The sequence below is a fragment of the Hymenobacter rigui genome, assembly GCF_003944715.1.
Taxonomy (GTDB): Bacteria; Bacteroidota; Bacteroidia; order Cytophagales; family Hymenobacteraceae; genus Hymenobacter; species Hymenobacter rigui.
The window spans coordinates 32,280-51,377 of the sequence record NZ_RWIT01000007.1 but is presented as its reverse complement, the minus strand read 5'-3'; the positions used below and the strand labels follow the sequence as shown (position 1 = coordinate 51,377).

Below are 19,098 nucleotides of genomic sequence, written 5' to 3'. Positions count from 1 at the left end.
CCGGCTTTACTGGTTTCCACTCATTACCCTGTACTTTTGTGCGTATGTCGCGCCTGCTTCGCTATATCGGTCACCGACTGTACACCACCTGGGCTACCTTCTGGTTTGTAATGCCTTTCGTGGTTACGTATCCGCTGCAGTGGCTGCTGAGCCGCCGTCCGCAGTGGCACCGCTACCTGCACGCCCTGAACCGGCAGTGGGCCCGGCTGTTTATTTTCATGTGGGGCATGCCCGTTGAAACTGTGCGTAAACAGCCACTGCCCGCCGGGCAACCCTGCGTGTACGTGGCCAATCACAGCTCCTACATCGATATTCCACTGCTATTCCGCACTATTCCGGGCTGGCTGAATATTATGGGTAAAAGCTCTCTGGCCACCGTGCCGCTCTGGGGGCCTATTTTCGGGAGTGTGTACATCACCGTGGACCGTGACAGTGCCGTGAGCCGGGGCCGGGCCATGGTGCAGGCCCGCCGGACGCTGGAAGCCGGCCGCTCGGTGGTTATTTTTCCGGAGGGCCGTATTGGCAAGCACCCTGGTCAGCAGCTGGATGAGTTCAAGGATGGGGCTTTCCAGCTGGCTATTGCCACGGGAGTGCCGGTGGTGCCGGTTACTATGCCACTCAATCACCGCTTCATGCCCGATGTAAACGGGCTGCGGGTACGGTACTCGCCGCTGGCCATCATCATGCATGCACCGCTCCCGACTACCGGCCTGACGGTAGCCGATGCCCCGGCTCTTAAACAGCAGGCCTACGACATCATCTCCAGTGCCCTGCGGCCCGAAGCCGGCGGAATCCCGGAAGCCAGTACCTGGCGCCAGCCCGTAGCGAAAAAAACTCCGGAGCCGGTTCGGGAGCGTACTTCGGCCTGAGGCGGCCAATCCCGCTCCGGACTTCTTACTTTTGTCTTCCTCCTGACTATATCTCCTGTATTGTGAGCACCGACCTGAACACCCTGCGGGGCCTGGCCCACCTGGCCCGCCTCGAATTCGACGACACCAAAGAGCAGCAGATGCTCGGCGACCTAAACAAGATTCTGGACTGGGTTGACCAGCTGCGCCAGCTGAATACGGATGACGTGGAGCCGCTGGTGCATTTGTCGCAGGAGATAAACGTACTGCGTCCCGATGAAGCGCAGAATACGGTAAGCCATCAGGCTGGCCTGAGCAATGCGCCCCGCAAGGACTCTGATTATTTCCGCGTACCGAAAGTGCTGGAATAACTCCTGGTGCCTGCTCCTCTCCTCTCCGCCGCCGCCTCAGCCCGCCCCACACTATGGCGCGCGCCCCTAGTAGTACTGGCTCTGTGCGTTGCCCTGGCTGTGACGCTGGTTGGCTGGCACTATTTCACCGCCGATGATGCGGTGCTGCCCATTCGGCCAGTTACCCAGCTTACCCCTGTACCCATTACCGTGGCTCAGGTAGCGGTGGGGGTGCAGAAGCTGCCCGTGCAGGCCAATGGTTACCTGGTTACCCAGACGTATGATGTGGCGGGTCCGTTTCTGCAGCCGGAGGCGGCCGGAGTATTAGTAGCCCTACTGGGCGTGGCGCTGGTGTATTTTCTAGCCGTAATAAGCAGCCTGGTCCGCCCGGCGTTTATTGCGGGTATGGCCCTTGTGATTTTCCTGCTGATGTCGCTGAATGCGGATCTGCTGGATATTTTCAACGGGCAGAAGCAGTATTTCCTGCTGCTGGCATTGGTTGTGCTGGGGCTGCCGGCTTATTATTTCCATGCTTTCCGGCCTGAAGTACCCTTTCTGTCCCGGCTGGGCCTGTTTGCGGCATTAGTGGGGGCGCTTGGCGCAGTGCTGTTCCTGCACAACCCGAATCCGGCTGAAGTCACGGCACTGCACCTGAGTGCATTTTTCACGGCCAGTGGCGCTGTTGCCTTTGCTTTGCTGGTACTGTGGGTGGCGTTTGAGAACATTCACGGTCTGCTGTGGCTGAACACCCAGGCCGACAACCCTGGTAGCCGATACGGGTTGTGGCCCTTCCTGCTGGCCAGTGGCCTGTACCTGGGTATGCTGCTGCTGTATTACCTGAGTCAGACTGAACTGCTGGTTTTACCGGGCCTGCACCTCGACCCCTACGTGCTGCTGATTCCGGCGGTGCTGGTGGGCTGGTTAGGCCTCAGTCGCCGGGCTGCTACTTTCCAAGAATGGCTGCCGTATCCGGGGGCGGCCCCTACGCTGTATGGTGTGCTGGTGCTGCTGGCTGCGGCCGTGCTGGGCTACGCGCTGGCCACCGCCAACGACCCCATGCTGCAGGCTGGCCGCGACTTCACGGTATTGGCGTTTCTGTGCGTGGGTGGCGCTTTCCTGCTGTATGTATTGCTGAATTTTGCCCCGCTGCTGCGCCGTAAGCTGCCCGTGTATCGGGTGGTGTTTGAGCCGCGGCGGTTTCCGTTTTACGCCATGTACATCGTAGGCATTGCGGCCGTGGCGGCGGTATCCCTGCGCAACAACTTCTTCCTGCTCGACCAAGTACAGGCGGCCACCTTCAACAACCTGGGCGACCTGTCGCGGCTGGAAAGTGAATATGCCCCCGATGATTTGTCGCAGGCGCTGCTGGCGGAACGCTACTATGCGGAGAGTGACTTGCTCGACCAGCATAACCACAAGGCCAGTCTCGGACGGGCGGCGCTGTACCGCTTCCGCCTGCAACGGCAGAATGAAATCAACATCCTGCGCCGCGCCCTGGCCCGGCGGCCTTCCGAGAAGATTTCCTTGCGTCTGGCCGCTCTATACAACGAGCTTCCTGACTTCTTCGACCGGCTGGCCGTGTTACGCAGTGCCCTGAAGGCTACGCCGGGCAGCGCCGCCCTCAATGGCGACATGGCGCAACTGTTTGCCCGCTCTACCCTCACCGATTCGGTGGCTTTCTACTGGAACCGGGCCGAAGCCGCGGCTTCCGATAACTCTACGCTTCAGGCGAATCAGCTGGCCTATTTCATCAGTAAGCAGCAATGGGCTGAAGCCGACGAAGTAGCCCGCGCCACGGCCGATAATCCCGATGACGCAATCCGCAGCAATACATTGCTGCTGGCCCGACTCACCGGCAAAGCCCCCAAAAATTCCCCGGCAGCAGACACCACTACCAGCCTTACGCCCGCTGCTTTTGCGCGGCTGTACCATCAAGGCTTGGGGTTAGCTCTTCAGCATGATACTACTCTGCTGGCACAGTTGTCTCGCTTGGCGGCGCGCCCGGCTAACGCGGCGTACCTAGATCAGCTTACGTTTCTGCAGGCTTTCACCCAGCACTATGGCGGCCGGCCGGTAGCCGCCCAAGCTATTCTAGCTCCTCTGGCAACCGGTTCCAGCCCTGCTACGGCCTATTATCAGCAGCTGCAGGGCCTGTGGCTGCTCGACCAGCAGTTGCCTGCCCCGGCGGCGACCCGCCTGAATGAAGCCCGTCAGAATGGCTCCGCTTTGGCGGCTCTTCCGGAGGCCTATGCGCTGGCGCTGTCCAGCCAGCCCGATTCGGCCCGACGGGTTGCGGAACAGGTTCTTTCCGGCTCCGACCAACAGTTAAAACCAGCGGCCCGCCAGCTGCTGGCCGTGCTCGGGCTCGATTTCCGTACGCAGTTTACCCAGTCCCCTGATTCTCTAAAAACCCAGTATCTGGTAGTTCGGGGAGATGAGCTTCCGGCTGCTGAAATTATTCCGGCTGCCAACGCTGTTACTACCCCTACCCTGCGCGCGGTGGCGCTGCAGGCGCAATTGCCGCGGGCTATCCAGCAGAATCAATTGACGGCCGTGCAGCAAACCCTGCTGCAAGCCGCGCCGGCTATTGACGCGCCCACGGCGTCGGCCTGGAATGCGCTGCGGGGTGAGGTATATGTCCGGGGTAAACAATGGCCGGAACTGCGCCAGTTGCTGCAACACGGGCACTTCGGGAAATTTGATCTGTTTCAGCGGCTGTACTTCCGGGCCGCCCTGGCGGAGGCAGACCAACAGCCGAAGGAAGCCGCGCGCCTGTATCAGCAGCTGGCCCGTGAGGCTCCTTTCGCCGAAAACGGCTTAGTGGCTGCCGCCGACTTCTATACCCGTCGCCAGGAGTATAACCAGGCATACACCATCCTGTTGCGCGGTATTGAGTACAACCCTGGCTCCGTAGTACTGTTGAAGGCATACGTGCTGGCTTCCATACCCGTGGGCCTCACAGAATACGCCGAATCACCACTCTACCGGCTCGGCACATTGCTTTCCCCCGCAGATTACGCTACCTTTCGTACAGAGTATGAGGCGCGTCGTGCGGCTCGTGCTACCGCTGCTGCCCCCTGGAACTAACCCCTGGCCCTCTGGTTATGCTGCCTCCCGTCATCCAAACCACTGATATTTCCAAGGTCTACCGGATGGGGACGGAGGAAATTCATGCGCTGCAATCTGTCTCCATCACCATTCAGCGCGGCGAGTACGTAGCCTTTATGGGACCTTCAGGCTCCGGCAAGTCCACGCTCATGAACATTGTCGGCTGCCTCGATACGCCTTCGGGAGGGCAGTATATCCTCAATGGCAAGGATGTGAGCAACATGACGGACAACCAACTGGCGGAGGTGCGCAATAAGGAAATCGGCTTCGTATTCCAGTCGTTTAACCTGCTGCCCCGCGCCACAGCCCTCGATAACGTAGCCCTGCCTCTCATCTACGCCGGTTATGGCAAAAGTGAGCGACAGGAAATGGCGCGCGAAGCACTGCGCAATGTAGGCCTAGGCGAACGGGCATTGCACAAGCCTAATGAGCTTTCGGGCGGACAGCGCCAACGGGTGGCCATTGCCCGCGCCCTTGTCAACAGTCCCAGCATTATCCTGGCCGACGAACCGACCGGTGCCCTCGATACGCGTACCAGCCATGAGATTATGGAGCTGTTCGAGGCCCTATACGTGCGCGGCAACACCATCATCATGGTAACGCACGAAGAGGACATCGCCCGGCACGCGCACCGGATTGTGCGTTTGCGCGACGGTCTAGTCGAATCCGACGTGGTCAACCATGACTTGGCTACGCATCAGCTGGCCGGACAATAAGCCAGCCGGGCCAACATTTCCGGAGGTTTCGGGTAGTAAGCTTTTCCGTCCACCGTTTTTCTGCCTTCCCGATTGAAAATCTATACCAAAACCGGTGATAAGGGCCTCACATCCCTTATTGGTGGTACCCGGGTACCGAAATCCAGCCTGCGCATTGAGTGTTACGGTACCGTTGACGAGTTGAACTCCTATATCGGACTTGTGCGCGACCAGGAAGTGAATGCCGCGCGCCGTCCGCTGCTCAAGGAAATTCAGGACCGCCTGTTCACCATTGGTGCCTCCCTCGCTTCTGACCCGGAGAAGTCGAAGATGAAAATTCCGGACCTGCACGCCGAAGATGTGGCGTTGCTGGAGCAGGAAATGGACCGCCTGAACGAAGGCCTGCCGGAGTTACGGGTATTTATTCTGCCAGGCGGCCACCAGTCCGTTTCGTTTGCCCATGTGGCCCGCTGCGTATGCCGCCGGGCCGAGCGCCTCGTGATTCAGCTGCAGGAAGATTCCTTCGTGGCGGAACTGGTGGTAATGTACCTTAACCGTCTCTCCGATTTTCTCTTTGTGCTCAGCCGCCAGATGGCGCACGAGCTGCAGGCCGAAGAAGTGAAATGGGAACCCCGCATGTAATATCCGGCACTAAGCCAGACTAACAAGTGTTCGGAAGAAATTCCGCACCTTTACTTTCCGTTCCGTTCCGTTCCGTTCCCGATTTCCCCCACCCACCCGGCACCCCTCCAACGGACTCTGCTGTGCTTGCAGCGGCGGCGTTGTAGGCGTGCTTTCACCCTTATTTCCCACCCCACTCCTCATGATTGACACGCTGACTATGTCCACTAAACGCACCGCCGCCTCGCGTCTGCCCGAAGTGGATTTCGACAACCTGGAATTCGGCAAAACCTTTTCCGACCACATGCTGGTGGTTGATTACCACGAAGGCGAGTGGCAGGAGCCGCACATCGTACCCTACGGCGACATGTCTGTCAGCCCCGCCAATTCGGCTCTGCACTACGGCCAGGCCATTTTTGAGGGAATGAAGGCCTACAAAAATCAGGAAGGCGACATCTACATTTTCCGGCCCACCGATAACCTGCACCGCCTGAATGCTTCCGCTGAGCGCATGTGCATGCCCAGCATTCCGGAGGAAATTTTTATGCAGGGTCTGCGTCAGTTGATTCAATTAGACGCTGAGTGGGTGCCCAGCTTTGCCGGCAGCGCCCTGTATATCCGCCCGTTCATGTTTGCTACCGATGGCATGCTGGGCGTCCGCCCTTCCGATTCGTACCGCTTCATGATTATTACCTGCCCGGTTGGCCTGTATTATAACAAGCCGCTGCGGGTGCGCTTCGAAGAGAAGTATGTACGCTCGGCCGAAGGTGGTGCTGGCTTTGCCAAGAATGCCGGTAACTACGGCGCGGCCATGTACCCCACTAAACTGGCCCAGCAGGAAGGCTACAACCAGCTCATCTGGACGGATGCCTCCGAGCATAAATACGTGGAGGAATCGGGCACCATGAACGCCATGTTTGTCATTGATGGCCGCATCATTACGCCCGCCCTCAGCACTTCTATTCTCGATGGTATCACGCGCCGCAGTGTGCTACAATTGGCCCGCGACTGGGGCATGCCAGTGGAAGAACGTAAAGTATCCGCTCTGGAAATCCTCGATGCTCATGCAAACGGCACGCTGCAGGAAGCTTTCGGAGTAGGCACGGCTGCCACCATTGCCCCCATTGCCGTTATCGGCTATCAGGGCCAGGACCACGAGCTGCCTGCCGTACCCGCCGACTCTTTCTCCAACCGTGTATCAGCGGCACTGGCGGCCATCCGGAGTGGCGAGGCTACTGATACGCACGGCTGGATGGTGCGTGTGTAGCACAAACGTTCATTTGCCTCGATAGTGCGGAGCGTACCCAACCGGGGTGCGCTCCGCAACTGTTTTCGGCGGCCGGGTAATTTATCCCGACCTTTAGGCCTGCTTCCGGTTTCTGACCATAGTACTGAGAAGTCATTTTTTCATTCACACATTTATTCCATGACCCAAGATCAGGTGAAGGAGTTGAAGGGCCGCGCTGAGGCCCTGAGGAGGTATCTTTGACTACGATGCCCGCAAAGCGCAGGTAGTCGCAACTGAGCAACAGACCACTACCCCCGGTTTCTGGGATGACTCCAAGAAAGCTGAGGCCGTCATGAAGGAAATCAAGGCTGTAAAAGTCTGGACGGATGACTACGAAGCCGTTGAGAAAAGCCTCGGCGACATTGAAGTCCTCTACGATTTCTATCGGGAAGGTGACGTAGCCGAGGACGAAATGCAACGCGAGTTTGCTGCCGCCGAACAAGCCGTGGAGCGGCTGGAGTTCAAGCGTATGCTATCCGATGAGGAAGACCAGCTCTCGGCTATTCTGGAGATTAATCCCGGTGCTGGAGGAACAGAAAGCCAGGACTGGGCCGAAATGCTCATGCGCATGTACATCATGTGGGGTGAGAAGCAGGGATTCACGGTCCGGCAGGTTAGCTACCAGCCCGGCGAAGGGGCCGGCATCAAATCGGCCTCCCTGGAAATTGACGGCCCGTTTGCCTATGGCTACCTGAAAAGCGAAATCGGTGTACACCGCCTCGTGCGCATCTCCCCCTTCGACAGCAGCGGCCGGCGTCACACGTCATTCGCGTCCATCTTCGCTTATCCGGTCGTCGATGACACTATTGACATTCAGATCAATCCCGGCGACATCACCTGGGACACGTATCGGGCCGGTGGAGCTGGTGGGCAGAACGTCAACAAGGTCGAAACGGCTGTTCGGCTGAAGCACGCGCCATCCGGCATCGTTATCGAGTGTCAGATTGAGCGCAGCCAGCTTATGAATAAGGAGCACGCGCTTCGTATGCTCAAGTCTCGCCTGTACCAGTTGGAGCTGGATAAGCGCAATGAGGCCCGCGCCGTCGTCGAAGCCGGCAAAAAGCGGATCGACTTTGGCTCCCAGATCCGCAACTACGTGTTGCATCCCTACAAACTCGTCAAAGACCTCCGTACCGGCATTGAGCGCTCTGATGTGCAGAATGTACTGGACGGCGACCTGGAAGAGTATATAAAGGGTTTCCTGATGCAGAAATGAGGACGCTGTCCAAGAGTGTTTTTTCAGATCCTCTGCTTGCAAAGCATCTAAAACTCCTGAAAAATAAAAAGGGCCGCCAAATTGGCGGCCCTTTTCTTTTCGTTCCGGAACGAATTAGAATTTGTCCCAGAAGATCTTCGTGTCCACGTTGTCACCGCCGATGGCAGTAGCAGCGGCACTGTTGTTAGCAGTGTTCAGGTTCTGCTCTACTACGGGGTAGAAGAAACGACGCGGGATGTTCGACAGCGCCTGAGCAGGTTTCACCAGAGCCGGGTAGTCCAGACGACGGTACTCGCGGAAGCCATCAACTGGCTGGTCGTAGAGAGCAATCCACGCCTGAGTACCGATTTTCTGCTTGTAGTTACCCGTAGCCGTTGTGTAGTTCACGGCAGGCTTAGCCAGGTAAGTAGCGGCATCGGCAGCCGAGCCACCCCACTGCTGGATAGAAGCTGTTACTGCAGCGTCATAGTGCGACTTAGCCGTGCCACCCACATTGAAGCCACGTTCTACAGCCTCAGCCAGCAGGAATTCTACCTGAGCATAAGACAGCAGCACACCAGGGTGCGTGGGATCTTCCTGGTTAACACCAGGAGCCGAGAACGAAGCGTAGTTGTTGCTGGCACCATATACACCACCACGGATTGCGCCGTTCTTCAGCTTGAAGAACTGAGTAGCACGCGGGTCGCTCAGGTTATTGAGAACCGTAACGAAGGTGTTGGCAGCAACAAAGTCGTTACGCCCGCTTTGCACCAATTGCTCAAACAGTGGGTTTGTGTTCGGGTTTGAGTTCCCAAAAGTCAGATCAGCGTTTTCGCTGTTCGAAGCAATGGTTTTGCCTTTGGTAGCCTCCGCCTGCGTTTTGGCAGTTGCTGCGTCATCGTCAGAGATGGTCAGCGCCATACGCAGCTTCAGCGAGTTAGCAAACTTGGCAAACTCAGCTACGTCACCACCATAAATCAGATCAGCACTGCCCAGACCTTCAGCCGTGGGGTCAAACTTGCCAATGGCCGAATTCAGACGCGTGAACAGATCCGTGTAGATGGTTTTGGCATCGTCGTATGTCGGCTGAGGATTGTTGAAATCTAGAGCCTGCGAATACGGAACGTTACCGAAAGCATCAACCAGCGTGGTCCAGGCGTATACCTCCAGTACCTCAATGGAAGCCAACTGGTTAGCTTTTACAGCGGGGTCCAGGGTAGCATCTGCATTGATAATGCTTTTTGCCTCTTTCAAATCACGCAGTACATCACGATACATAGCGGTCCAGAAACCACCATTGATGTTGCGGGTTTTGATGTCATAGATGCTTTCATCGTAGTACGTGGTTTCAGCCCAATGCTGAACGTACAGACGGAAAGGGTTCAGGTTAACGCTGGGGCTAACCAGGGTACGCGTCAGGCTGAGTTCAGCATTCGAAACCAGCGAAGTAGCGGGTACGGTGCTCGGACGCTTAGGATCAATGTTATAGTCATCCAGAGTGTCAACGCAGGAAGTAGCAAGTACCAGCGCCGGCAGGATGAAGAGAAGTGATTTTTTCATTTGTAGATTTCCTTAGAAGCTTAAGCGGATGTTACCACCAAACGTGCGAACAGCAGGGAAAGATCCCGAAGAATAACCCTGACCCAGGTTACCTGAGCTCAAAGCATCTTCTGGGTCAGCATCCGGCAGATTCTTGGAGATAATCCAGAGGTTACGACCTACTACCGAGAAGTCAATGCCTTTCACAGCACCGAATTTCGAGGTAATAGAGGTCGGCAGCGAATACGTCAGCGACACTTCGCGCAGCTTCACGAAGCTGGCATCGTACACGAAACCAGCAGCAGGGTTACGCAGGTAGCCATACAGACCGTAGTTCGTGTTGCTTACGCGCTTCGTGTTTGGCGTACCATCAGCCAGCACACCGGGCAGGATAACACCACCGCCGTTGGCAATTGTGTTACGCGAAGGGTTGCCCAGGTCGTTCAGACCAGCCGTTTCCGGGGTCATACCGGTAGCCAGGCCGTAGTAGCGGTCCAGCGAGAACACATCACCACCGTGACGAACGTCAACCAGGAAGTACAGAGCCAGCCCTTTGTAGTTCAGGGTGTTCGAAACACCGCCGGTCCAGTCAGGGTTGGGGTTACCGATTACCTCGTTAGAGGTAGCCGACTGCTGGTAGTAGCCAGTAGTCGAGCTAACTACTTTCTGACCGTCTTTGTACACGTAGTTTGAGCCACGGATGGAGCCGAAGGGCTCACCTACAGTAGCGTTGGAGCTAACACCGCCCTGGTACGTAGCCAGTACAATGTTTTTCACATCCTGGTACAGCGACAGAACTTCGTTGCGGTTACGCGTCCAGTTGGCATTCAGCGTCCACGAGAAGTCAGCCGTTTTAACCGGCGTTACGAAGGCTGTCAATTCGATACCGCGGTTACGCACCTCACCCGAGTTTACGTAGCGCGAGCTGTAGCCCGTGGCCGTCGACAGGGTAACCGGAATGATCTGGTTAACCGTGTTCTGCTGATACACCGTGAAGTCGAAGCCTACGCGGTTGGAGAGGAAGTTCATTTCCAGACCACCCTCAGCGCTCTTCGTCCGCTCCGGTTTCAGGTCGGGGTTGTTCTTCACACCCGGCACCGAGAACAGCGGGTTGCCATTAAAGGTCGAAATCTTCGTGTAGATGTCGTTTACGGCAAGTGCAGATGCACCCTGACCTACTTCGGCGTAGTTGGCACGGATCTTACCGTAAGACAGCCACGACACGTCCTTCATCAACTCCGAGAATACGAAGCCGGCAGCCACCGAAGGATACACGAAGGTGTTGTTCTTGCTGGGCAGCGTAGTCGACTTGTCACGACGGGCGGTCAGATCCAGGAAGATCATTTCGCGGAAACCAAGCGTAGCGCTGGCAAAAATGCCATCTACCCCAATTTTGGTTTCGTTTTCAGTCGGGGGCAGCGGGTCGCTGGCCGAGTTAGACAACGAGTACAGATCCGGCACCACCAGACCACCGTTGGTGGCAGCAAAGATGGAGCTTACATACTGACGACGCAGGTTAGCACCGATCAAGCCTTTGAGGCTGAAGTTATCGGTAACGTTTTTCGAGAAGTTACCAATCAGGTCGTAGTTGTACTCGCGCGAGGTACGGTTGAAGCGGTTGTAGCTCGACAGACCTACGCTACCAACGGCATTGCGCTCCTCCTGAATTTCATCGTAGGAGTCAGCGGTTACACGACCCAGGATGTTAAACCAGTCAGTTACTTTATACGTGGCGGCTACGTTACCGAAGAAGCGGTTACGCTGGTCGGTTTCGTAGTTTTTGTAACGTACCCAGTAGGGGTTGTTCCAGTAGATGGGCGACAGGTCGCTGGGGTCAGAGTAGTTCCAGGTAGCATTGCGGCCGGTACGCTCGAAAGCGGCTTTCTGCTCCTTCAGATCTACGTTGGTCTGCCACCACTGACGGAAGTTGGTCAGTACGTTGCCATCACCATAACCCGTGCCATAACGGCCTTTGCCATCAACACGCGTGTAGTTGATAGCAGCCGTCGTGGTCAGCTTGGGCGTCAGGTTCAGCGAGCCGGCGAAGTTGACAATGTTCTTGTTTACTTCGGAGTTCTCCAGCACACCCTTGTCGCGGATGTTGTTGTAGCCCAGCTTGAAGTAGCCATTGTCGTTGCCACCGTCGATGGAAACGCTGTTGTTGAGGGTGAAAGCCGTCTTGAAGAAAGCTTCCGGGCCATTTTTGGCAGCCTGCCAAGGTGTAGCCTTCTTGTAGTTGGGTGAAGTAGGATCAAATGAATCCCACTGATACACCATCAGGCTCGGGTCAAATTTGCCACCGTACGAGGCATCTTCCGACAGAGGCGTCACCAGATCATCAACACCGTCGCCGTTGATGTCGCGCGACAGGAAGAAGCCCGAAGCATCTTCGTAGTAACGGCCGTAACCGGCACCGTACTGGTCCTGATACTTGATAAAGGTTTTCTTGTCAATCCGGCCGGCTGTAGCACCCAGGTTGATGGTTACGCCCAGACCTTTGCGGCCTTTCTTGGTGGTAATCAGGATTACACCGTTGGCAGCACGCTCACCATACAGGGCCGTTGCGGCAGCACCTTTCAGGATAGTCGTTGAAGCAATGTCGTCGGGGTTGATGTCAGCGGCAGCGTTACCGTAGTCGTAGCCACCACCACCCGTCTGCTGGCTAGTAGAGTTGGTGTTGGCGTTGCTGATTGGAACACCGTCCACTACGAACAGGGGCTGGTTGTTACCGAACAGCGACTTGGTGCCCCGGATCAGGACGTTGGTAGAACCACCGAGCGTATTGCTCTGACGGATCTGAACACCAGCTACTTTACCGGACAGGCCGTTGATGAAGTTGGGGTTACGAGCTTTGGTGATGTTGTCACCCTCAACCTGCGTAGCCGAATAAGGCAGCGAGTTACGGGTACGCTCTACGTTCTGAGCCGTTACAATTACCTCGCCCAGTTGCTTGGAGTCAGTAGCCAGCCCAATGTCAATAGTGGAAGCATCACCAATTGTCCGCTCCACGGCTACAAAGCCAATTGAAGTGAACGACAGGGTGGTGGCAGTTGCAGGTGCGCTAATGGTATAGGTACCGTCGGAGTTGGTGGAAACACCAATAGTGGTACCCTTAACGAGTACCGTAACTCCCGGAAGGCCTTGACCAGTCGAACGGTCGGTAACCCGCCCAGAGATTTGCCGGTTCTGCGCGGCCGCCTGCTGCAACAGTACGGGCGCGGCGAGAGCCGCCGTCAATAAAATTTTCCGCATGTGAGTGAAAAAGGTTTGGTGAGTTAAACTGAGCTCCAAGTTAGGATTTGATGTCTAAAACTGAAAAATTTTAAACACTGCTCTCATTCTTCGCTAAAAGTAATCAACTGTTTGAACATTTATTGCAATATAAGCTACAATACGCCTGCCTCCATCAGTTCCCATTCCTATCAACTTAAATTAATACAAATATTAATTGATTTATTTTTAATAAATCATTAATTACTGTTCATCTTATCAGACAGTGTGCCTGCAAGATTGCGAAGAAATTATGGTTTGGGGCTGCGCTTGGTACGCATACAGGACATCAATAACACCCTTCGTGTGCTTGCTACAACAATGAAGCGACACTTATGGAGTACTGCTTTGCCGCTGTCATAGTTAATTACGCAACCAGATGGAGGCCATTGGATTCCGGGCTGTTAGCTGGACCTCAAACGGACTCTCATTACATTAGGTGTGAGTTTTACACAGATTAAAACCATTTCATAAAAGGCACTACCCATAAGGCTGTGAAGCCACGGGTTGCACTGGTTCCATCTTCCTAAGCGAGTCACACTAGCCACTCGCATGCAAACGCTTCCTTACGAGTATCGCATACTTTCTTGGTTTTCCATTCAAATTCCTCAATAAAATAGCACCAACACCAGTGTTAAGTGCAAAAAAACTACTTTAGCCACTCAGGCGTCACTCTCATTCCCTTTCTATAGTCCCAACTCTACTTCCTGTTTCATGAAACACCATTACCTGCTGGGGGCTCCGCTCCTGGCTTTGTCTGTTATTGGGCATAGCCAGGCGCAGACCCGAACTATTACTGGCCGCGTGCTGGACGCAACGACCAAGGAAGGCTTGCCCGGCGTCAGCGTGATTGTGAAGGGCTCCACGATTGGTACTGCAACCAATGCAGAGGGACAGTACAGCCTTAGTATTCCGGCATCGGCTGCTACGCTGGTGGTTAAACAATTGGGGTTCACCATCCAGGAAATCAGTATCGGCAGCAGTGCCGTGCTGGATGTTGCGTTGGCCGTAAATACCGAGGAACTCAGTGAAGTAATTGTTACGGCGGCCGGTATTCAGCGTGAGAAACGGGCTTTGGGCTATGCCGTCAGCGAAATCAAGAACGAGCAGGTAGTGCAGAAGTCGGAGCCGGATGTGCTGCGGACTCTGCAGGGCAAGATTCCGGGCGTAAATATTACCAGCGCCAGTGGAGTGCCAGGCTCTTCCACACGCATTACCATCCGAGGTAACTCATCGTTGCAGCGCAATAACCAGCCACTGTTTATTGTGGACGGAATCCCGTTCAACAACGACCAGCTGAACTCCGACAGTCCACTGGTGCGGGGTGCCGGCTATTCCAACCGCGCTGCCGACCTGGACCCCAACAACATCGAAAGCATGAACGTGCTGAAGGGCGGCGCGGCAGCTGCCCTCTACGGCTCAAGGGGGGCAAACGGGGTAATTGTGATTACCACCAAAACCGGTAGTAAGAAACGCGCCCAGAAAGGCGTGAAGGTAGATTACAGCTCGGCTTTCTCGCTGGAGAAAATAGCCAACCTGCCCCAGTATCAGAACTCATACGGCTCGGGCTCCAACTTTGCGTACGGTACCACCAATGGCAGCTGGGGGCCCCGGTTCGGCACTATTGCTCCGGTGCAGCATCCTCTGGCCACGCTACCCGAGCTGCAGACGGCTTTTCCGGAGTATGTGGATCAGACCTATGAGTATAAGGCCTACCCGAACAATGTGAAGGACTTTTTCGACACCGGCCGGCTGTTTGAAAACTCGGTAACGCTGACGGGAACAACGGATAATGCTACGTTCACCAGCGTCGTGTCGCGGGCTGACCAGCAGGGCATGATTCCGGAGTCGAACTTTATCCGCAACAGCATCAGCGCCGGGGGCTCGTCGCAGTTCAATAAGCTGCGGATTGGGGGCAGCGTAACCTATACGAACAGCAACCAGCAGGGGCCGCAGCTGGGGGCCAACAATGCCATCGGCAATGCCTCGGCGTTTGCCCGCATCCTGTTTCAGCCGCGCAACATAGATCTGATGGGGCTGCCTTCTACCAATCCGCTCACCCGGGGCTCGGTGTACGGCTGGCTGACCGGTCAGGCCGATAACCCCTTGTGGTCAGTCAAGAACAACCGTTACACCTCCCAGGTAGACCGGGTGGTGAGCAATGTATCCCTTGGCTATGATATCAATAGCTGGCTAAGTCTGAGCTACGTGGGCGGGGTGAATACCTACACGGAAGCTCGCCGGACGACCATCCGGCCGGGCTCGGTGGGAGCCGGTGGCGTGGGCAATATTCTGGAAGACAATATCCGCAACACCGAACTGGAGCAAACGCTGCTGCTGACGGCCGACCGCAACCTGAACGAAGATATTTCGCTGCGGGCCGTGGTGGGCCATAACATCAACCAGCGTCAGTTCGAAAGCACCTCGTTCAGCGGTAACAAGATTACCGTGTTCGGCATCGACAACATCAGCAACACTCAGGAAATTTTCACCAACGGAGCCGATTACAGCAAGCGGCGCCTGTTCGGAGTACTGGGCGACGTAACGCTGGGGTATAAGGACTGGGCCTATCTGAACCTGACGGGCCGCAACGACTGGTCCTCTACCCTGCCGACCAGCAACCGGAGTTTCTTCTATCCCAGTGCCGGGGTGTCGTTTGTATTCACCGATGCCTTCGATCTGAAGTACAACTGGTTGAACCTGGGCAAAGTGCGCGCCAGCATCTCGCGCACCGGCAACGACGCCGACCCCTACTCCCTGGCGACTCGCTACATTATTAACCCATCGTATGGGAACAACGCCGGCAGCACCGATTTCCCATTCCGAGCCGATGGGGTATCGTTTCTGACGCCGGGGGCCAGTTTCGCCGGTACTATCGGCAACCCCAACCTGACGCCGGAATTCACGACCAGCGCTGAGGTAGGACTTGACCTGGGCTTTCTGAAGGACCGTGTTGCGTTGGAGGCTACCTATTATAACCGGCACACGACCAATCAGATTTCGCCCATCCAGATTCCGACGGCTACCGGCTTCAGCCAGTACCTCACCAACTTCGGCGAGGTATCCAACAAAGGCGTGGAGCTGGGCCTGACGCTGATACCGGTGCAAACGGAGAATTTCAATTGGAACAGCTACACCACTTTTGCCCACAACCTTAACCTGATTGAAGCCCTTGCCCCAGGCCTAGATCAGCTGCCGCTGAACGCTCCGGCTTTTGCTGGCGGCCCGCAGGCCATTCACTTCGCCCCGAAAGATGGCAAGAAGTACCAGTACGGCCTGATTTACGGCTCGGTGGCGGCCCGGGATGAAAACGGCAACCTCCTGATCAACCCCAAAACCGGCGCGCTGGTTGAGTCCACGGAATTTAAGGTAATCGGGAATCCGAACCCCAAATTCCAGATGGGCTTTACCAACTCGTTCCGCTGGAAGTGGATTACCCTGAATACCGTGGTTGACTACCGTTACGGCGGCGACCTGTACTCCACCACCATCCAGTCGTTGATTGGGCGGGGTGTGACCAAGGACACGGAAGACCGGGAGCGGCTGGTACTGATTAAGGGCGTACTGGCCGACCCGGCCAACCTGCAGCAGCCCCAGCGCAACTCCGATGGCAGCACCATTCCAAACAACCGCGCCATTTCCGTCAACGACCTGTACTTCCAGTCGGCTGGCGGCTCTATTGCCCTGAACAGCCCGGACGAGTATTCCATCTTCGATGCCACTACGGTGCGCCTTCGGGAAATTACGCTGGGCTTTGCCGTGCCGACCAAGTGGGTGGAGAAGGCCAAAATTGGCGGGCTGACCATTTCGCTGTCAGGCCGCAACCTATACTGGTACTCGCCTAACCTGCCGAAGTACACCAACTTCGACCCCGAAACCAGCTCGTTCAGCAACTCTAACGCCCAAGGCTTTGAGTACACCAACGCCCCCACGGCCCGCCGCTACGGCGTGAACCTGCGCGTTACCTTCTAACCTCGTCTTCCTTCCCTGAATATGCTATTCCGCAAAACTCTGCCAGCCCTTGGCCTGCTTGGCTTACTGGCGCTGGGCACCGGCTGCAACGATTTCCTGGATGTTAACACCGACCCACTGAACCCCACGCAGGTGGAAAGTCCCCTGCTGCTGGCGGCCACTCAGGCGGCTATGAGCACGTACTTAGGCCAAAGCGTGAACGGCCTGAGTCAGCCTACTTCGGCCATCATGCAACAGCTGGTAAACACCCGCATTGGCTCCTACACCCTCACCGGGCAATCATTCGAGAATGAGTGGGCTGGTCTGTATACCGATGCCCTCTCGAATAACGAGCAGATTATCCGGCAGAGCACGGCCAGTCAGCAGTGGGCATACGTGGGCATTGCCCAGATTCAGAAAGCCTACATTTTCAGCCAGATGGTGGATATGTGGGGCGACATTCCGTACTCAGAAGCCCTGCAGGGGGCAGCTAACCGTGCCCCACGCTACGATGATGACGCGCAGATTTACGACGACCTGTTTCGGTTGCTGGATGAGGGTATTGCCAACTTGGCCAAGGATCCAAGCAGTACCATCAGCGGTGACCTGATTTATAATGGGAATCTGACGCGGTGGCGGCAGTTGGCCTCCACTATCAAGCTGAAGATGTACAACCAGGTGCGGTTGGTGCGCAACGTGCAGCAGCCTGTGGCGGCGCTACTGGCTGCCGGCGACCTGCTGCCCAGCGGTGCCGACTTCGAGTTCCGGTACGGTGCCAGCACCCAGCCCGATAACCGCAACCTGGGTTTTATCGGCGACTACGCCAATAGCGGCCGGGAAAACAGCATCAATCCGCGGTTTTTCCAGCTGATGAAGTCCCGGACTGATCCGCGCATTCCGTACTACTTCTATAATCAGGTAACGTCCTCGGTAGCGCAAACGGTGGATTTTCAGGACGGGAAGTTCATTTCAACGCGTTTCGGCAGCGTAGGCCCCAACGCCGCTACCAACAACTCCAGCCTGCGTACCCTGCAGGGCCTGTACCCCATCGGCGGCAAGTACGACAACAACTCCGGCGGGCTGGCCACTCAGTCGTCCGGGAAAGGGGTGGTAGCCCAGCACTTTCTGCCATTCTTCTCGCGCAAATTTATCGAAGCGGAGCTGCAGCTGACGGTTTTGAGCAACCCCGCAGCGGCACGCCAGGCTTACGAGGACGGTATCCGGGCTGCGTTTGATAAGGTGAATGCCATTGCTACGGCCGATGGCAGCCCTGTTATTTCAGCTACCAGCATCAACAACTACGTCACGGCGGCCCTCACCCGCTACACCAACGCCGCTACTGATACCGACAAGCTGCGGCTGATTATGACAGAGAAATACATTGCCAGTTTCGGCTCGGGCCTGGACCTGTACACCGATTACCGCCGCACCAACCTCGCCCCGGTGATTGTGAGTGCCGATGACGACAACGATGCGCAGACGGTAGCCACCGGCCCATTCCCGCTGCGCCTGCCCTACCGCCAGTCGGATCTGCTGGCCAACCCCAATGCGCCGGCCCAGGTGAACGTGGCCACCGACCGTGTTTTCTGGGACCCGAATTAAGCGTCCGTCTTTTCCACCTGTACTTCTGACAATACGTTTCTTATGAAATATTTCTCTTTTCTCCTGTTTCTGCTCGGTCTGCTGACTGTATCGGGCTGCCGCAATGATGACAAGGACCCCTACCCGGAACTGGAAAGCCTGCCCGTCATCTTCCCCTCCGTTACGGCCACCAAGTCATTCTACGACTACAACCAAGTCCGGAGCAGCGCCAACCCGGTGTTTGAGTTTACCATTGACCCCGGCAACCAGCGCGACATTCAGCTGGCGTCCATTGAAGTATATAAAACCTTCCGGCGCGGGACCAGCGTGGAGCCCCGCATTCTGTACAAAACGGTATCCTCGTTTCCGGCGACCCTGACCATCCCCTTCTCCGATGTGCTGCAGAACCTGACGCGCACGGTCACCACCAACGGCCAGACCACGCAGGTACCTTTTCAGCCCAACTTCTTCGTGCAGCGCGACGAAATCGTCTTCACGTTTGAATACGTGCTGACGGATGGACGTCGCATTGTACTAACGCCACTGGATGGTGGCAAGATTCAGGGTGCCCTGGCCAACGCGCCGTATGCGGCTGTGGCCGTCATCCGGGTGCCCTGATTACCTTTTTCCAACTTGCTTGGACTGAATCCTT

Annotated in this window: 12 protein-coding genes; 10 read left to right on the top strand and 2 right to left on the bottom strand. The window is 56.3% G+C overall.

Annotation, left to right across the window (positions count from 1 at the left end):
- Nucleotides 1-44 precede the first annotated feature (44 nt).
- From EI291_RS13855 to prfB, 7 genes are all read left to right on the top strand, one after another.
- Nucleotides 45-869 carry a lysophospholipid acyltransferase family protein gene (locus EI291_RS13855; protein ID WP_240635551.1) on the top strand — a complete coding sequence of 275 codons (825 nt, stop codon included), beginning with the start codon at nucleotides 45-47 and terminating at the stop codon, nucleotides 867-869.
- A gap of 62 nt (nucleotides 870-931) precedes the next feature.
- Nucleotides 932-1,219 (top strand): Asp-tRNA(Asn)/Glu-tRNA(Gln) amidotransferase subunit GatC, encoded by a 288-nt coding sequence (gene gatC, locus EI291_RS13850; protein ID WP_125420913.1) that lies wholly within the window; start codon nucleotides 932-934, stop codon nucleotides 1,217-1,219.
- A gap of 6 nt (nucleotides 1,220-1,225) precedes the next feature.
- On the top strand, nucleotides 1,226-4,285 hold the full coding sequence (locus EI291_RS13845) for a tetratricopeptide repeat protein (RefSeq protein WP_125420910.1): 3,060 nt from the start codon (nucleotides 1,226-1,228) through the stop codon (nucleotides 4,283-4,285).
- Nucleotides 4,286-4,302: 17 nt separating this feature from the next.
- Entirely contained in the window at nucleotides 4,303-5,022 is a 720-nt protein-coding gene (locus EI291_RS13840; protein WP_125420907.1) for an ABC transporter ATP-binding protein, read from the top strand.
- 72 nt (nucleotides 5,023-5,094) lie between these two features.
- Nucleotides 5,095-5,643, top strand: coding sequence for a cob(I)yrinic acid a,c-diamide adenosyltransferase (locus tag EI291_RS13835; protein WP_125420904.1), 549 nt, complete (start codon nucleotides 5,095-5,097; stop codon nucleotides 5,641-5,643).
- A gap of 181 nt (nucleotides 5,644-5,824) precedes the next feature.
- On the top strand, nucleotides 5,825-6,889 hold the full coding sequence (locus tag EI291_RS13830) for a branched-chain amino acid aminotransferase (protein WP_125420901.1): 1,065 nt from the start codon (nucleotides 5,825-5,827) through the stop codon (nucleotides 6,887-6,889).
- Nucleotides 6,890-7,048: 159 nt separating this feature from the next.
- A protein-coding gene (prfB, locus tag EI291_RS13825) for a peptide chain release factor 2 (protein WP_125420898.1) occupies nucleotides 7,049-8,126 on the top strand; the annotation gives its coding sequence in 2 pieces (ribosomal slippage) (nucleotides 7,049-7,108 and nucleotides 7,110-8,126; 1,077 coding nt in all).
- Between the two features lie 114 nt (nucleotides 8,127-8,240).
- Here the strand turns inward: prfB and EI291_RS13820 are convergent.
- On the bottom strand, nucleotides 8,241-9,665 hold the full coding sequence (locus EI291_RS13820) for a SusD/RagB family nutrient-binding outer membrane lipoprotein (protein ID WP_125420895.1): 1,425 nt from the start codon (nucleotides 9,663-9,665) through the stop codon (nucleotides 8,241-8,243).
- A 12-nt stretch (nucleotides 9,666-9,677) separates the two neighbouring features.
- Complete coding sequence (locus EI291_RS13815) at nucleotides 9,678-12,896, bottom strand: SusC/RagA family TonB-linked outer membrane protein (RefSeq protein WP_125420892.1); 3,219 nt, start codon at nucleotides 12,894-12,896, stop codon at nucleotides 9,678-9,680.
- A 732-nt stretch (nucleotides 12,897-13,628) separates the two neighbouring features.
- Here EI291_RS13815 and EI291_RS13810 point away from each other — a divergent pair.
- Genes EI291_RS13810 through EI291_RS13800 form a run of 3 tightly spaced genes read left to right on the top strand, consistent with a single transcriptional unit; the run spans nucleotide 13,629 to nucleotide 19,064 of the window.
- Nucleotides 13,629-16,886 (top strand): SusC/RagA family TonB-linked outer membrane protein, encoded by a 3,258-nt coding sequence (locus tag EI291_RS13810; protein WP_125420889.1) that lies wholly within the window; start codon nucleotides 13,629-13,631, stop codon nucleotides 16,884-16,886.
- A 21-nt stretch (nucleotides 16,887-16,907) separates the two neighbouring features.
- On the top strand, nucleotides 16,908-18,467 hold the full coding sequence (locus EI291_RS13805) for a SusD/RagB family nutrient-binding outer membrane lipoprotein (protein WP_125420886.1): 1,560 nt from the start codon (nucleotides 16,908-16,910) through the stop codon (nucleotides 18,465-18,467).
- A gap of 42 nt (nucleotides 18,468-18,509) precedes the next feature.
- Nucleotides 18,510-19,064 (top strand): hypothetical protein, encoded by a 555-nt coding sequence (locus EI291_RS13800; protein WP_125420883.1) that lies wholly within the window; start codon nucleotides 18,510-18,512, stop codon nucleotides 19,062-19,064.
- The last annotated feature ends 34 nt before the right edge of the window (nucleotides 19,065-19,098 follow it).

Bases quoted from the DNA above. Each gene is read 5' to 3' on its own strand.
- EI291_RS13800 (WP_125420883.1), top strand. From the start codon at position 18,510: ATGAAATATTTCTCTTTTCTCCTGTTTCTGCTCGGTCTGCTGACTGTA.
- EI291_RS13855 (WP_240635551.1), top strand. From the start codon at position 45: ATGTCGCGCCTGCTTCGCTATATCGGTCACCGACTGTACACCACCTGG.
- EI291_RS13840 (WP_125420907.1), top strand. From the start codon at position 4,303: ATGCTGCCTCCCGTCATCCAAACCACTGATATTTCCAAGGTCTACCGG.
- EI291_RS13815 (WP_125420892.1), bottom strand. From the start codon at position 12,896: ATGCGGAAAATTTTATTGACGGCGGCTCTCGCCGCGCCCGTACTGTTG.
- EI291_RS13805 (WP_125420886.1), top strand. From the start codon at position 16,908: ATGCTATTCCGCAAAACTCTGCCAGCCCTTGGCCTGCTTGGCTTACTG.
- EI291_RS13810 (WP_125420889.1), top strand. From the start codon at position 13,629: ATGAAACACCATTACCTGCTGGGGGCTCCGCTCCTGGCTTTGTCTGTT.
- EI291_RS13820 (WP_125420895.1), bottom strand. From the start codon at position 9,665: ATGAAAAAATCACTTCTCTTCATCCTGCCGGCGCTGGTACTTGCTACT.
- EI291_RS13830 (WP_125420901.1), top strand. From the start codon at position 5,825: ATGATTGACACGCTGACTATGTCCACTAAACGCACCGCCGCCTCGCGT.